This is a genomic window from Vibrio sp. 10N.239.312.D08, from assembly GCF_041466145.1.
GTDB classification, from domain to species: domain Bacteria; phylum Pseudomonadota; class Gammaproteobacteria; order Enterobacterales; family Vibrionaceae; genus Vibrio; species Vibrio crassostreae_C.
On the sequence record NZ_JBFSSD010000007.1, the window covers coordinates 1 to 15,378 of the forward strand.

Sequence of the window (15,378 nt, forward strand, 5' to 3'; positions counted from 1 at the left end):
CGCTTGTACGGTGGTGTGAGAGGACGGAGGCCGTGAGGCCTCCTCCTACTCGATTAATAGATATGTGAGCTTAGTATTTCTAAGTTCTATCCATTCTGAACATTTTCCAGAAATACGTTGAATGATTAGTCAGCGTTACGCTCTGCGAACTTCTCCAGGCCTAAAACCAATGCAATCGCAGCAAACATCATCACAATCGCCATGACCAACTGAGAAGGCTGAGAGGTTACCGCTTCAAAATCAAACGGTGATAGGTTTTCTTGAATCAGAGGAACTTGTTCACCTTTTGAGTTTGTGCGCCAGCTGATGGTCTCTTTCCAAGGCCAGATCTTAGGCAGCGTACCGATCATCAAACCGGTTAAGAATACCAATGTGAAGTCGCGGAATGAACGCAATAGCCAAGACAGTACATGTGAGAAAGTCAGCAGTCCGATCACACAGCCCGCAAGGAATAGCGCAAGTACATCGACTTGAAATGATTTAACGGCGCCAAGCACGGGGCCATACATGCCAATCAGGAGCAGAATAAAGCTGCCTGAAATACCGGGTAAAATCATCGCGCAGATAGCAATCGCACCCGCAATCAATACGTTGATGCTGGTTGGCTCCATTTGCAGCGGCTTAAGCACGGTAATGCTATAAGCGAAAGCAACGCCAAGCAGCAAAAACACGAAGCGAATCATATCGCGTTTCTCTACTTGCTTAAGAATATGGAAAACCGACACCAAGATCAGGCCGAAGAAGAAAGACCACAGTGGAACAGGGTGGGTGACTAATAACCAAGAAATCAATTTTGCGAATGTCGCAATGCTCGTGAATACGCCCGCGAACAGTGAAATTAGGAAGAAACCATTGATGTGATTAAACGCGGCTTTGAAGCCTTCGAGTTTCCATAAGCCAAGTACGCTAGGGTTAATTCTGCGAATGCTTTCTAGCAGCGTATCGTAGATACCAGTGATGAATGCGATGGTTCCGCCCGACACGCCAGGTACAACGTCTGCTGCGCCCATTGCCATGCCTTTGAAAAAAGTACTTAAGTAGTTCATTGCTTCATAGAGTTGAGGATGATTTTGTGCAGTATACAAACTTTAGTGTAAAAAAAGTATGAATATGCTTTTGGGGAAGGGCTTTTATTACTCTATTAATTGTAAGGCAATAAGTTGAAGTGAATATTTGCCTAACATTTAGATAACAACCACTTAGTGATTTGTCATTAAGAGCAGAGATGAAACTGATCCCTTATCGATATTGCATCTTGGTTGCATTATGCAAATGCACTTTGCAATTCGCATGACAAATTCATGGTTTTTATGCGGTGCAGGGCTTATAAAACGTCGAATAAAAGTTGGCACGCTAACTGCATTATATACATTGACCCTTCTTAAGCCGAGGGTCACCTAGCCAACTGACGTTGTTAGTGAACTTATGATTTGTTCACAAATATATAGAGCCAATCGCGATTATTGCGGTTGGCTATTTTTTTGCTTGTCATTTGGTGATTGTCTTTTTTCATTTCCCGTTCCTACACTTTTAGGCTCTAAACTTCAGATGAAAAAAAGCCAGCCACCGTCGGTGACCAGCTTATGTTTTCTCGAATTTCGAATCCGTTTAGTAACCCATTAACTGCAACAAATTCTCTGCTGTGCTTATCGCTTCTTTACGGTTAGCGATGTTGAGCTTCTGATAAAGATTTCGAATGTGAGTTTTGATCGTGGTGCCTGCTACATCCAGTTCTTGAGCGATTTGCTCGTTACTGAAGCCAGAGTAGATCAAGCCCAGTACCTGCCATTCACGCTGGGTGAGTGGGCTGGTACGTACAAGTTCAGGAATGTTTGGGTGATTAACCAAGTTTTCAACAAAGTCTTCATCAAAGTGAACTGAGCGGCTGCGTTGGGTCGCGGAAATATCTTTCATGATTTGTTGTGCGCGGTGACGTTCTAAATCACCTAAGCCTGGCTTGTTGCTCAACTTATCCAAGATATGCCCGATAGTCCCACCGTCTACCAAGAAGTTACCGACCATACCGGTTTGGTTAGTCATATGAAGCGCTTCTTCGAGTAGTATTCGTGCGCTGTCTTCATCGTTAATTTGTGTACGTAACACGGCTTCAACGATCAAGTTGCGGTTGGTGTCTGTAATCAGGTGCGAACGCTGGGCTTCACTCTTAAGGAAGGTCAGCGCTTCTTCTGCGTCTTCATACTGCTCAAGGATGATGTGAGCACGAACGATGTTTCGCCACTGAAGTTGGCAGAAGTGGTTACTTGCCGATTCAGGTCGAACAGCCACACTCAGCCAATCACGGATAGCTTCTTTATCGCCTTTTACTTGCCAGAACAGAATCAAAGAAAGAGAAGCATTTGCCGTCCAATCTACGTGGTAAGTCGATTGACGCAATAGGTGCTGAATCTGGTCGATAAATTTCGACGCTTTATCAATCTCACCACGGCTCAATGAAATACGAGCCAACATAGAATAGCTGTGCAGGTGTTTACTCGGAGAGTGGTGACCAAGGATATCTAAGCCTTTGTAGCAACACTCTTCCGCTTCATCTAGTCGGTTCCAACACCAGAAGATCTGAGCGCGAACACGCAGCAAGAATTCGTGCAGAGGTACGTATTGCAGCTGATGTTCTTCAATCAATTTGAATGCACTGTCTTGTAGCTCAAATGCAGCTTGAACATAACCTTGAGCAATCAAGATTTCGCTTTGTTGCAGAATCGCCCACAGGGCCTGATGGTAAACCTGATACTGACGTGCCAGTTTTTCTGTTTGTTGCATCATCGGTAGCGCACGGCTTAGGTTACCCATTACGTGATTCACTTCGCCCACAACCGAGGTTGCGACAATGCGGCTACGATAAACGGTGGTGTTCAACTGACTCAACGAAAGCTCAGCCAATTCCAATGCTTTCTCAGGCTCATTGCTGTTGATGGCAACTTGTGCGCGTAAGGCGTTGTATTGGCCTTGCTGCTGAGTATCGAGTTCAATGTTTCGCGCTTGATATTGAGTCTCAGCCTCTTCCAACAAAGTACCCACTTGGTCATAACGGTGCTGACTTTGTGCAAGCCAAGCGCGCAACATCGAAAGCTTTGGCTCACTGTATAGTTGATCTGTGGTTAGCTGTTTGATCGCCATTTCTAATGACGAAAGCTCACCTTGGTTGAACATCGGCCAACCGTGCTCAGTCAGGATTTGAATGATCAGTTCTGGATCTTCAGCGCGCTGTGCGTGACGTAGTGCTTGGTGTGGTGTGTTTTGCTTGATCCACGCTTTTGCAGCACTTCGATGCAGTTCAGCTTCTTGCTGAGGAATTCGAGCTTGGCGCTCGTGGGCGAGGAACTCACCAAATAGATTATGGAAGCGGTACCAGTTTTTCTCGCCCTCAAGAGGGTAGATGAACAAACCAAATCGGTTAAGTGATTCGATCATACCGAGCGCGTCTTCACGTTGTGTTAGTGCGCAAACAAGCTCGTCGTTGAAGTGATCAAGCACTGAACACTGCATCAAGAACTGTCGGGTTTCTTTGTCTAGCAGGTCGAATACTTCTTCAACCAAGTAGTCCCAAAGATGGGCGTGGTTAAAGTGAGAGAACGACTCCGCGGACTGTGCAAGAGTGCGTTTTTGGTGTTGTGCTTGTAGCGCGATAAGTTGCAGTGCAGAAGGCCAACCTTCTACATAACTACAAATGCTATCTGCCGTGGTGTCATCAATGCCGTCGGCTACGCGTTGGTTGAAAAAGCGTGTGGTTTCTTCGGTATCAAACGCCAACGAGTCATTACCTAATTCGATCATTAAGTCACGAACGCGCAGGTTTGCTGTACCAAGTGGTGGCGTACCACGACTGGTGACAACCAACGTTAGGTTATCGGGCATGTGTTTGAGGAAGAAGCGCATGGCTTCGTGGATGTCGTCATTGTTGACCAAGTGATAGTCATCCAACACCAGAAAGCACTCGTGATGGAATTCCGACATCTCGGCAAATACTTCACTTAATAAAGAATGCAGCGATGAAAACTGTCGCTTTTCTGCCAGTTTTTGGGCATTCGGACAGGCATTTTGAGTCGCTTTATTAAGTGATTGAAGTAGGTAGTTGATAAAGCGGAAGGCATCATTGTCGCTATCATCAATGCTGTACCAACCCACATTAGGTTTATCTACCAACCATTGTGCAGCCATGGTGGTTTTGCCGTAGCCCGCTGGAGAGCGGAACAACACAAGCTTATAGCAATCTGCATTGTGAAGCAGATCGAGAACCCTAGGTCGTAGGATTGCATTATGTAAGCGGCCGGGACGAGTCAGTTTCGAAGGGATCCACATATCGAAGTTTTACACCTATTCCGTGGCTATGTTCTGGAATATCCCAATCTATCGTTGAGTGCACTCCAATGACATGAGCCTAATTACTTAAGTCTTTACTCATATTACGTGAAGCCAAACGTTACCGACTACGATCCTCCTCAGAAACCTTGCACTCCTGCATGTTTTTGGGTGTCTACGCCCTTTATTTGAGACTTTGCTCACGTTGCGGGTTGGTTTGTGAATGTGACTTCGTTCATCCCTACACGGGAATCAATGCAAAAGATGAGAGTTGGAAATTATTTTCGTGATCTGAAACTCAGATTTGGCAATGACTTTAAATGGGTTAAATAAAAGTCACATCAATTGAAGTTAAGTTATCGAACGGGAGCTTGTGATCTTAGTCACTCCAAGTTTTTGTTCGCAGTCAGAACATGAGAGTCAGATCACTAACCCTAAGTCGGTACGCCCCCTACGCCCTCCCATCTACTCCTAGTCAGTTGCATTAGCGGGAGGATGTTTAGTTTATGGTGACCATGCACGATATGTCACAGATGAATTAGAACTATTAAAAGCGAGATTTCTGAAATGAAACCAACTCAGCAAAAAACTTTCGATAAAGTGTCATTCCAAGAGAGTGTTAAGAAACATTTATCTGCAACCTACGCAACAACGATTGAAAACGCAGATAGCCGCGCATGGTACCTAGCAATGGGGCGTGCGCTAGCAGAACTCACAACATTTGATCTGTTAGAAACTGAAAATGACGAAAAAATTAAGAACGCGAAGAGCGTTAACTACCTTTCATTAGAGTTTTTGATTGGTCGTTTAACCGGTAATAACCTGATCAGCATGGGTCTGTATGAACAGATCACTCATGCAATGGAAGAGCTAGGTCAAAACCTAACTGATCTTCTAGAAGAAGAGCGCGACCCATCACTAGGTAATGGTGGTCTTGGTCGTCTAGCTGCTTGTTTCATGGATTCTTGTGCCGCTCAAGAATACCCAACAGTAGGCTACGGTCTTCACTACGAATACGGTTTATTCAAGCAGTCTTTCCAAGACGGTCGCCAACAAGAAGCACCTGACGCATGGCGCGGTGTTGAAGGTTACCCATGGGAAGTGGCTCGTCCAGAACTAGCACAACACATTGGTTTTTACGGTCATGTAGAAGTTGAATTCATCGACGGTAAAGAAGTACGTACTTGGGTTCCAGGTATGGAAGTGAAAGCAATGCCTTGGGATCTACCTATCGTAGGTTACGAGTCAAACACGGTTTACCCATTGCGTCTTTGGGAATGTCAGGCAATTGCACCATTCTCACTAGCAAGCTTTAACAACGGTGACTACTTCGAAGCGCAACACTCGCTAATCGATGCAGGTAACATCACTAAAGTACTTTATCCGAACGACAACCACGAGAAAGGCAAGACTCTGCGCCTAATGCAGCAGTACTTCCACTCAGCAGCGTCTGTTCGCGATATTCTACGTCGTCACGAAGCAGCAGGTTTCTCTCTAGAAGATCTGCCTAAGCAAGAAACGATTCAGCTTAACGATACGCACCCAACGATTGCGATTCCTGAGCTAATGCGCATCTTGATTGACGAGAAAGGTCTATCTTGGGACCAAGCATGGGAAATCAGTGCTCATACGTTCGCATACACGAACCACACACTACTTCCTGAAGCACTAGAGACTTGGTCTGAATCACTGATCAACCGTCTTCTTCCACGTCACATGGAAATCATTTTTGAAATCAACCACCGCTTCATGCAAGAAGTTCGCAAGATGTGGCCTGGTGATGGTGAGAAGCAAGCGAAGCTTTCTATCATCCAAGAAGGTTTCCACCGCATGGTTCGCATGGCAAACCTATGTGTGATTGGTTCTTACAAAGTAAACGGTGTAGCTGCGCTTCACTCACAACTGGTTAAGAAAGACTTGTTCCCTGAGTTCAACGAAATCTTCCCAGGTAAACTGACTAACGTAACGAACGGCATCACGCCACGTCGTTGGTTGAAGTTCTGTAACCCAGGTCTATCTACGCTAATCACGGGTAAGATCGGCACTGAATGGCCAGCAAAACTTGAGCAGCTAGAAGGCATCGCTAAGTTTGCAACAGACGCGAAATTCCAAAAAGAATTCATGGCTGTTAAGAAAGAAAACAAACAGCGCCTAGCTGATTGGGTTCAAGAGAACATGGGTATCGAGCTAGATACTAACGCTATCTTTGACGTTCAAATCAAACGTCTTCACGAATACAAGCGTCAGCACCTAGATTTGCTACACATTCTATCTCTGTACCACCGTATTCTTAACGAACCTGGTTTCGAGTGTGAGCCACGCGTATGTTTCTTCGCAGCGAAAGCAGCACCGGGTTACCACCTAGCGAAAGAGATCATCTTCGCGGTTAACAAGATTGCAGAGAAGATCAACAACGACCCTCGCATCGGTAACAAACTGAAAGTGGTATTCATTCCTGACTACCGTGTAAGCATGGCTGAAATCATCATCCCTGCAGCAGACGTTTCTCAGCAAATCTCACTAGCGGGTAAAGAAGCATCTGGTACGGGCAACATGAAGATGGCTCTAAACGGCGCGCTAACTATCGGTACGATGGATGGTGCAAACGTTGAGATTCGTGAAGAAGTGGGTGATGAAAACATCTACATCTTCGGCCTAGACGTTGATGGTGTTCAAGCTCTGAAAGCTCAAGGCTACAACCCATACGACTACTACAATGCAGACCCACTACTGAAAGCATCTCTAGACCTACTGACTGGCGATGAGTTCACTCCAGGTCAACCAGGCCTTCTACGTGCAACGTTTGATAGCCTGCTAGACGGTGGTGACCCTTACCTATGTCTTGCTGACTTCGCATCTTACGTGAAAGCGCACGAAGACATGGGCACGCAATACAAAGACCAAGCAGGTTGGGCTAAGAAAGCAATTCTTAACACAGCATTGGTTGGTAAGTTCACATCAGACCGCTCTATCCGCGACTACGTGAACAACATCTGGAAACTTGAAGCGGTTAACCGTTAATACTTCCAAAGTAGCCAAGGCAGTTTCTGCCTTGGCTCAATTAGCTTGTGAGCAAACGAAAGGCTTAAAGGTTTCGTTTATAAACAAGCTGCTTACAAACCGATTGTCACAAGCTAATTGATTAGTAAAAATTAAATTAACAACCCTACAAAATAGAAAGCGTCAGAACGTTTTCGGAGAGAGCGATGAAAGAACAGACCGTATTAAAACAAGTCGCAGAAATGGCAAACATTGCCGACAGTTACGTTAGTGCGTGGGGCGATGAAGCACAAGTATCAGACGAGACGATCACGTCTCTATTGGCTTCGTTGGGCTACGATACAAGCAGCGATGATGCACTGCTTAAGTCAGCAGAAAGAAAACACAAAAAAGATGTACTAGACCCAGTTCTTGTCTTGCGTGACGGTGAGCCAGTAGAAGTGGCGCTTAATCTAGGTGTAAGTGCTCGTGAAAGTGAGTTCAGCTGGCGCTTAGAAACCGAGCAAGGAGAGGTACTTGAAGGCTATCTTCAATCTCAAGTCATTCGTGACGAGCGTGCCGAGGGTGGCCCTTTAGTGTTTGCATTGCCAAGTGATTTGGCATGGGGTTATCACAAGCTCATTGTGAGCCGTAAGCGCCGTAAGAAGCCTTACGAGATGACACTGATTATTACGCCAAAAGCGTGTTTCAAGCAGTCACCAATCGAGCAAGGCAAAAAGCTTTGGGGACCCAGTGTTCAACTTTATACCCTAAGAACTCAGCATAACTGGGGTATTGGTGATTTCGGAGACCTAAAACAGCTTGTTGCGGATATCGCTTCTCGTGGTGGTGACTTCGTTGGTCTAAACCCAATTCACTCATTGTTCCCTGCGAACCCTGAAGGTGCGAGCCCATATAGCCCATCTTCTCGTCGCTGGTTGAACATCTTATACATTGATGTGAGTTCAGTTCCTGAATTTGCACTAAGTGCAGAAGCACAACAAACAGTCGGCAGCGCAGAGTTCCAACAGCGTCTACAAAAAGCGCGTGAAGCACACTGGGTAAACTACACCGAAGTGTCTGAGCTTAAGATGAGCATCTTGCCTCTGCTATTCGCAGAATTTAAGACTCGTCATCTAGACAAAAACAGCGACCGTGCACAAGCGTTCTTAGCCTTCGTAGAAGAGGGTGGCGATAGCCTGATGCATCAAGCGGCGTTTGATGCTCTACATGGTGAACTGCATGCAGAAGATTCTGGCATGTGGGGATGGCCGGTATTCCCTGAGAAGTACCGTACATTCGACAGCCCAGCGACACAGAAATACATCAAAGAGAACTTAGAAAACGTTCATCTGTACATGTACCTGCAATGGCTAGCAGATTGCCAGATCAACGATGCACAGTCTCTTGCAGAAGAGAAGGGCATGGCTGTTGGCCTGTACCGTGACTTAGCGGTAGGTGTTGCAGATTCAGGCAGCGAGACTTGGGCTGACGAAGGCAACCTAGTGATGGATGCGAGCATTGGTGCTCCACCTGATATTCTTGGTCCTTTGGGTCAGAACTGGGGTCTACCTCCGTTAAACCCAGAAGTGCTTCAAGAAACAAGCTACGACGCTTACATCAAGCTACTTCGTGCGAACATGAAGCACTGTGGTGCACTGCGTATCGACCACGTTTTAGGTCTACTGCGCTTGTGGTGGATTCCAAAGGGTGAGAACGCAACTAAGGGCGCGTACATCTACTACCCAGTACAAGATATGCTGTCTATTCTGGCGCTTGAATCTCACCGTTACCAATGTAGCGTTATCGGTGAAGATTTAGGAACGGTACCGGATGAGATTGTCGACATCCTTGCAGATGCTGGCGTGCACTCTTACAAAGTGTTCTTCTTCGAAACATCAGAAGATGACGGTGGTTTCATCTCACCAAAACACTACGCATCACAATCGATGGCGGCACTGTGTACTCACGATATGCCAACGCTTCGTGGCTTCTGGCACTGTGATGACCTGAAAATGGGCCAAGAGATTGGCTTATACCCAGATGAAGAACAATTAGAAACCTTGTTCGATGACCGCCTAGAGTGCAAGCAAGGTATCTTAGATTCAGTAGCATGGCATGGTTTCCTACCAGAAGGTGTGGGCCGCGATGCGAGCCAAGTACCGATGGACTCTTACCTTGCTGAGGCACTTCAACTGCACGTAGCAGCTGGTGGTTCAACACTACTGAGCGTTCAGCTAGAAGATTGGCTAGAGATGGACAAGCCAGTAAACATTCCTGGAACGGTTGATGAATACCCTAACTGGCGTCGTAAACTATCAATGAACTTGGACGAAATATTTGCTCACGAAGGCGTTAATCGTATCGCTTCTAAGCTGACTGACGTTCGAGAAAAAGCCGGTAAGTAATGACGTGAGTGACTTGAAATTAGGTGGTTTTTTGCTTACGCCGTACGAAACTACAACCTCGGTCACTCAATAATGAATGCTCATCTGGTAGAATAAACCGTCGTTATATTGCCCGCACTAATAGCGGGCATTTTTGTATTATGTTTTTTGGATGTTTGGTTAGGGAGAAACGTTTTGGAACTAAGTTCGATTTCAAAGCAAAAACAAATATATACCCAACTATCACAGGCTTGTTTCACAGACCCATTCGCGTTTTTAGGGCCATACCTACCTTCTGAGCAAGGTGCATTACGTGTGTGGATTCCTGGGGCAGATAAAGTAGAGTTGATTGTTGGAAAGGAACCTCGTATTGAGTTAGCGCGAGAGGGTGAAAGTGGTTTCATTCTTAAGCAAGAGAGAGACTTACGTTTTACTCACTATAAGCTTGCGGTTGATTGGGCTGGCGTAGAACAGATCATCGATGATCCTTACCAGTACCACGATCTGTACGCGAGTTATGAAGATCTTCATACACCGAAAGATATGTATCATCACATGGGGGCTCAGTTTATTACGCTAGAGCGTGATGGACAGACGATTTCAGGTACGCGTTTCTTGGTGTACGCACCGCATGCAACTGCGGTAAGCTTGGTGGGTAACTTCAACGCTTGGGATGGTCGCCGCCACCCAATGCAACGCCTAGATTACGGTATGTGGGGCTTATTCATTCCTGAACTGGAAGAAGGCGCTCAATACAAGTTTGAATTAAAAGGACCAAATGGCGAAGGCTTACCACACAAAGCTGACCCATGGGGTTTCTACTCTGAGCAATACCCATCGTTCTCATCTGTAACTTACGATCACGCTCGTTACCAGTGGCAAGATACTCAATGGCAAAATCGCCCGGTAACGCAAAAGCGCAAAGAAGCGCTTTCGTTCTATGAATTGCATGCAGGTTCTTGGAAGCGTAACGCTGAAGGTGAATTCTTAAATTATCGCGAGCTTGCGGCAGAGCTGATCCCATACCTAACGGATCTTGGCTACACGCACGTTGAACTAATGCCAGTTTCAGAACATCCATTCTACGGTTCTTGGGGCTATCAGCCTGTAGGTCTATTTGCACCGACTAGCCGTTTTGGCTCTCCAGATGATTTCAAATACTTCGTCGATCAATGTCACCAAGCGGGTCTTGGCGTTGTTCTGGACTGGGTTCCTGCTCACTTCCCAAGTGATGATCACGGCCTAGCAAACTTCGATGGTACGCCATTATTCCATGATCCAGATCCACGTCGTGGTTGGCATCAAGATTGGAACTCGTACATTTACGATTTAGGCAAAGAGCATGTTCGTCGTTTCTTAGTTTCTAATGCACTGTACTGGTTCGAGCAATTCCACATTGATGGCATCCGTGTTGATGCGGTTGCTTCGATGTTGTACCTCGACTATTCGCGTAGCCATGACCAATGGATCCCGAATGCGGATGGCGGCAACGAAAACTACGACGCTATCGCAACCCTTAAGTGGATGAACGAAGAAGTGTATAAACACTTTCCGAATGCGATGACGATTGCTGAAGAATCAACGGCTTTCCCTGGTGTTTCAGCACCGACTTTTATGGGCGGCTTAGGCTTTGGCTTTAAGTGGAACATGGGTTGGATGCACGACAGCTTGTCTTACATTCAAGAAGACCCAATCAACCGTAAATATCACCACGATACGATTACCTTCCCACTGGTTTACGCACACAGTGAGAATTATGTATTGTCTCTGTCTCACGATGAGGTGGTTTACGGTAAAGGTTCTATCCACAACAAGATGCCTGGTGATGAATGGCAGCAAACGGCAAACCTACGTGCTTATATGGGTTACATGTATGCGCAACCAGGTAAGAAGCTGAACTTCATGGGTGCAGAATTTGGTCAGACGGCTGAATGGAACCATGACGACCAGCTGCAATGGTTTTTGCTGGATTACGAGCGTCATCAAGGTGTTCAGCGTTTAACGAAAGACCTGAACAATCTGTACCGCTCTGAAGCTGCAATGCACGATCTTGATTTTGATCCGAAAGGCTTTGAATGGCGTCTACAGGACTCTGCTGAAGCGAGCATTCTTGCGCACGAGCGCATCAGTGAATCTGGTGAGCGAGTATTGATAGTGTCTAACTTTACGCCAGTGCCTCACGAGCATTTCCGCTTAGGTGTTCCTGCAAAAGGTGAATACGCATTGTTGTTGAATACAGACTCTGTCGACTATGCAGGCAGCGGTTTTGAAGTGAAGCAGACTGCTGAGATTGAATCTGTAGAGAGCGAAGGGCTAGACACATCGATTGAGCTGCGTTTGCCGCCGTTATCGACCGTTTTTTACAAGCTAAATTAGGTCTATAAGTTGAGCAGGTCATCGCTGCTCACTTTTCTGAAAGTCTAAAAAAGGGAACCCTAGGGTTCCCTTTTTCTATTTCAGTAAGCTGGTTAGCGTTACTTGAAGTTGGTGAGATAGAACATTGAGCGTCCTACGACAGTCTCAAGGATTCGAACGGTATCAAGCCCAAAGCTATTAAACATTATCTCGCGGAATTGACCATCTGAACTGATGTTAAACTGTTCAGGGCTCTTGACCTGGGAGGCATGGAAAAACATCAATTTGATCACGAATCGAAATTGATCATTATCTAAAGCGTTTTGCCAAGATTGAATGAATACTTCTTCCGATGAGAACTCTAGATTCTCTATAACAATTGATAGCATGTGTTGGTGTAACGCTGATCGGATAGCGCGGGTCGATGGATAATAGCCCTGAAGCGTCGTCAAACTAATGCCAATTTCTTGAGCAATCCTTGCATAAGTTAGTGCTTCATGTCCTTCAGCCAGAAAAAGGTTTAGTACGATCTCATCGTAGTGCTTTTGATTTTCTAGTTTCTGTACTTGAGTAATTCGAGCCATTACAAATCTCTACTGATTGTAACATTCTGTAAACGAGTATATTAAGAGCTTATGAATTAAATCTCAAACTCCAAGGGTAAATAACTGGTCAATTTATCGTTAAATATAGTCAGTATTGTGTCATTGGTTCAATTATCAATCAGATTTTGGCATAAACAAAAACACCGCCCTATTGAGCGGTGTGTTATTTAAAGTCTTTGTTTATCTATGCTAATTCAGATGACTAGAACGGATACCAAAATAACTGCGGCTCTAGAATGCGTTTCGCAATGGCTAACACCACGATAAAAGCGATGACACCTAAACAAACAAAGTCGATACGTTTCAAAGGTGCATAGCTATACCAAGTGCGTGCTTTGTGTCGACCAAAACCTCGTAATGTCATTGCGTTAGAGATCTCGTCTGCGCGGTCCAAGCTAGAGAAAATGAGCGGGCCTAGAACCTTAGCTACATTTTTGATTCGAGTAATTAGGGGCGCTTTCTTTGAGAGCTCTACACCACGAGCTTGCTGTGCATGCATGATATTGATGAAGTCTTTTTTAACTTCTGGCAAGTAACGCAGTGTTAAGCTGACCGCATAGGCGATCTTGTAGGGAACACCGATACGGTTGAGGCTCGCTGCAAACTCAGTTGGATGCGTTGTGAAGACAAAAATCAACGCTATCGGGAACATGCTCATGTATTTGAGCGTCACAGTAACCAAGTAAAACAGAGTCTCTTGGCTCAACGAGTAGTTACCCGGCAATGTCAGCAATAAGGTTTCGCTGCCGATGAGCTCAGTACCTTGCTGTGGAGCCAATAGATACATGAACAGAGCATTTAGGCTTAATACACTCGCCGTTCCTAATAACAAAGGCTTATACACGCGTACAGGCACATTGGTCAGCTTTAGCAGGTATAAACCAGTCACAATTAGCAGTGCAATCAATCTTAGGTCGAACGTAGTTAATACCACGGTTACCCAAGCTAAGAAGAGTGCAAATTTGGTGATGCCGTTAAGTGCATGAAGCGGTGATTTTGTATCAATGTAATTGATGCCAAATTTTACTTTTGATGCGTTCATTGAGCGCTTTTCTCGTAGTCGATGAAGTACTGCATGAATGCGTTGGTGTCGTCGATTTTCATCATAGTCGCGAGTTCATAAATGCTGGTGGTACAAAGATTTGCGCGTTCTAACAGCGATGGCTGACTGAATACTTCCGTCATCGCGGCATTGGCAATCAGCTTGCTGTCAGCAATGACAATTGAGCGTGTGGTGTACTCTAGAACAAGGTGCATGTCGTGTGAAATGATCACGACGGTGATACCTAACTCGCGGTTAAGCTTTTGGATAAACGCCAGCATTGAGGTGTAGTTGCGGTAATCTTGACCCGCTGTTGGTTCATCCAAGATCAGAAGCTCTGGCTCCAATACTAAGATCGAAGCGATCGTTACGCGTTTTTTCTGACCGTAGCTTAGCGCTTCGATTGGCCAGTGGCGGAACTTGCTCAAGCCACACAGCTCAAGAACGTTTTCCACCTTCTCTTTGATTTCCTGCTCTGCAACCCCACGATTACGCAGACCGAATGCAACTTCATCAAAAATCATATGATGAGAGATCATATGATTTGGGTTCTGCATCACGACACCGACTTTCTGGCTTCTTTCAAAGATAGAAAGCTCAGATAGGTCTTCACCATTTAGATAGGAAGAGCCTGAATCGGCATCGATCACACCCATGATGAGTTTAGTGATGGTAGATTTGCCTGAACCGTTTTTGCCTAAGATTGAAACGAACTCACCCTTACCAATCTTAAAGCTGACATCTTCGAGAGCGTTCTTTTCACCATCGTAAGAGTAAGTCAGGCCGTGGACCTCAAGCAAAGGTTGGTACTGCTTCTCGGCAACTGGAGTCGGGCGCTCTGCAAACCAAGCCTGAACCGCAGGGCGGAATCTTTTGTAATCGAGAGCTTTGAGGTTTGATAGCTTATCTTCACTGGTCAAAGGTGCTTTCGCTGCCTTCAGAGCAGATAAATAAAGTGGTTCACGAATACCGTGTGTTTCAAGCAGTTCAGAAGCTAAGATTTCATCGGGTGTCATGTCCGCGACAATTTCACCGCGCTCCATCAAGATCACTCGATCGATATCGCGATGTAGTACATCTTCAAGGCGATGCTCGATGATGACTATAGTCTTGTTGGTTTCTTTATGAAGTTGGTCGATGATTTCGATAGTCGCTTTACCCGTTTTCGGGTCAAGGCTAGCCAAAGGTTCATCAAACAACAGGATGTCAACGTCATCAACTAAGATGCCCGCTAATGACACGCGTTGTTTCTGGCCGCCGGATAAATCATGTGGCGAGCGATCAAGCATATCTGCTAAGTCGACCATTTTTGCTGTCGACTTAACCAGAGGGTACATATCAATGTTCGACACTAACTGATTTTCCAGTGCGAATGCGATGTCTTCGCCAATACTCAAACCGACAAATTGGCTATCAGTATCTTGTAATACTGTGCCAACCTGCTCGGTATAGTCGTGCATAGAAAAATCAGAAATGTTCTTACCGTTGATCTCTAGAGAGCCAGTCACCTCACCTTTGATAGCATGAGGAATCAGACCGTTAAGGCATTGACCTAGGGTAGATTTACCACTACCGCTTGGTCCAATAATGACGATTTTCTCTCCTTTCTCTATCCTTAGATTGATATTTTTTAGCGTCGGTTTATCCAGCGACTCATATCTAAAAGAGAAGTTCGAAAATGCTATAGTCATTA

Annotated in this window: 8 protein-coding genes; 3 read left to right on the forward strand and 5 right to left on the reverse strand. The window is 45.5% G+C overall.

The features are described from left to right. Nucleotides 1-125: 125 nt before the first annotated feature. Together AB6D58_RS05450 and malT are read right to left on the reverse strand one after the other, a co-directional pair. Nucleotides 126-1,046 (reverse strand): DUF368 domain-containing protein, encoded by a 921-nt coding sequence (locus AB6D58_RS05450; protein WP_017068934.1) that lies wholly within the window; start codon nucleotides 1,044-1,046, stop codon nucleotides 126-128. A gap of 562 nt (nucleotides 1,047-1,608) precedes the next feature. Further along, entirely contained in the window at nucleotides 1,609-4,317 is a 2,709-nt protein-coding gene (gene malT / locus AB6D58_RS05455; protein ID WP_017061867.1) for an HTH-type transcriptional regulator MalT, read from the reverse strand. Nucleotides 4,318-4,884: 567 nt separating this feature from the next. Here malT and AB6D58_RS05460 point away from each other — a divergent pair. From AB6D58_RS05460 to glgB, 3 genes are all read left to right on the forward strand, one after another. Next, nucleotides 4,885-7,338, forward strand: a complete 2,454-nt coding sequence (locus tag AB6D58_RS05460) for a glycogen/starch/alpha-glucan phosphorylase (protein WP_069597239.1) — start codon at nucleotides 4,885-4,887, stop codon at nucleotides 7,336-7,338. Nucleotides 7,339-7,523: 185 nt separating this feature from the next. Continuing rightward, nucleotides 7,524-9,704, forward strand: a complete 2,181-nt coding sequence (malQ, locus tag AB6D58_RS05465) for a 4-alpha-glucanotransferase (protein ID WP_372156655.1) — start codon at nucleotides 7,524-7,526, stop codon at nucleotides 9,702-9,704. Between the two features lie 174 nt (nucleotides 9,705-9,878). Then, complete coding sequence (gene glgB / locus AB6D58_RS05470; protein ID WP_017064240.1) at nucleotides 9,879-12,059, forward strand: 1,4-alpha-glucan branching protein GlgB; 2,181 nt, start codon at nucleotides 9,879-9,881, stop codon at nucleotides 12,057-12,059. 98 nt (nucleotides 12,060-12,157) lie between these two features. Here glgB and AB6D58_RS05475 read toward each other — a convergent pair whose 3' ends face one another. The 3 genes from AB6D58_RS05475 to AB6D58_RS05485 all read right to left on the reverse strand — a co-directional run bounded on the left by AB6D58_RS05475 (nucleotide 12,158) and on the right by AB6D58_RS05485 (nucleotide 15,376). Beyond that, nucleotides 12,158-12,622, reverse strand: a complete 465-nt coding sequence (locus tag AB6D58_RS05475) for a TetR/AcrR family transcriptional regulator (RefSeq protein ID WP_136981740.1) — start codon at nucleotides 12,620-12,622, stop codon at nucleotides 12,158-12,160. Nucleotides 12,623-12,845: 223 nt separating this feature from the next. After that, nucleotides 12,846-13,685, reverse strand: coding sequence for an energy-coupling factor transporter transmembrane protein EcfT (locus tag AB6D58_RS05480; RefSeq protein ID WP_017066577.1), 840 nt, complete (start codon nucleotides 13,683-13,685; stop codon nucleotides 12,846-12,848). Continuing rightward, complete coding sequence (locus AB6D58_RS05485) at nucleotides 13,682-15,376, reverse strand: ABC transporter ATP-binding protein (RefSeq protein ID WP_136981741.1); 1,695 nt, start codon at nucleotides 15,374-15,376, stop codon at nucleotides 13,682-13,684. The genes AB6D58_RS05480 and AB6D58_RS05485 overlap by 4 nt, the downstream gene beginning before the upstream one ends. Nucleotides 15,377-15,378 lie beyond the last annotated feature (2 nt).

Bases quoted from the DNA above. Each gene is read 5' to 3' on its own strand.
- AB6D58_RS05450 (WP_017068934.1), bottom strand. From the start codon at position 1,046: ATGAACTACTTAAGTACTTTTTTCAAAGGCATGGCAATGGGCGCAGCA.
- malT (WP_017061867.1), bottom strand. From the start codon at position 4,317: ATGTGGATCCCTTCGAAACTGACTCGTCCCGGCCGCTTACATAATGCA.
- AB6D58_RS05460 (WP_069597239.1), top strand. From the start codon at position 4,885: ATGAAACCAACTCAGCAAAAAACTTTCGATAAAGTGTCATTCCAAGAG.
- malQ (WP_372156655.1), top strand. From the start codon at position 7,524: ATGAAAGAACAGACCGTATTAAAACAAGTCGCAGAAATGGCAAACATT.
- AB6D58_RS05475 (WP_136981740.1), bottom strand. From the start codon at position 12,622: ATGGCTCGAATTACTCAAGTACAGAAACTAGAAAATCAAAAGCACTAC.
- AB6D58_RS05480 (WP_017066577.1), bottom strand. From the start codon at position 13,685: ATGAACGCATCAAAAGTAAAATTTGGCATCAATTACATTGATACAAAA.
- AB6D58_RS05485 (WP_136981741.1), bottom strand. From the start codon at position 15,376: ATGACTATAGCATTTTCGAACTTCTCTTTTAGATATGAGTCGCTGGAT.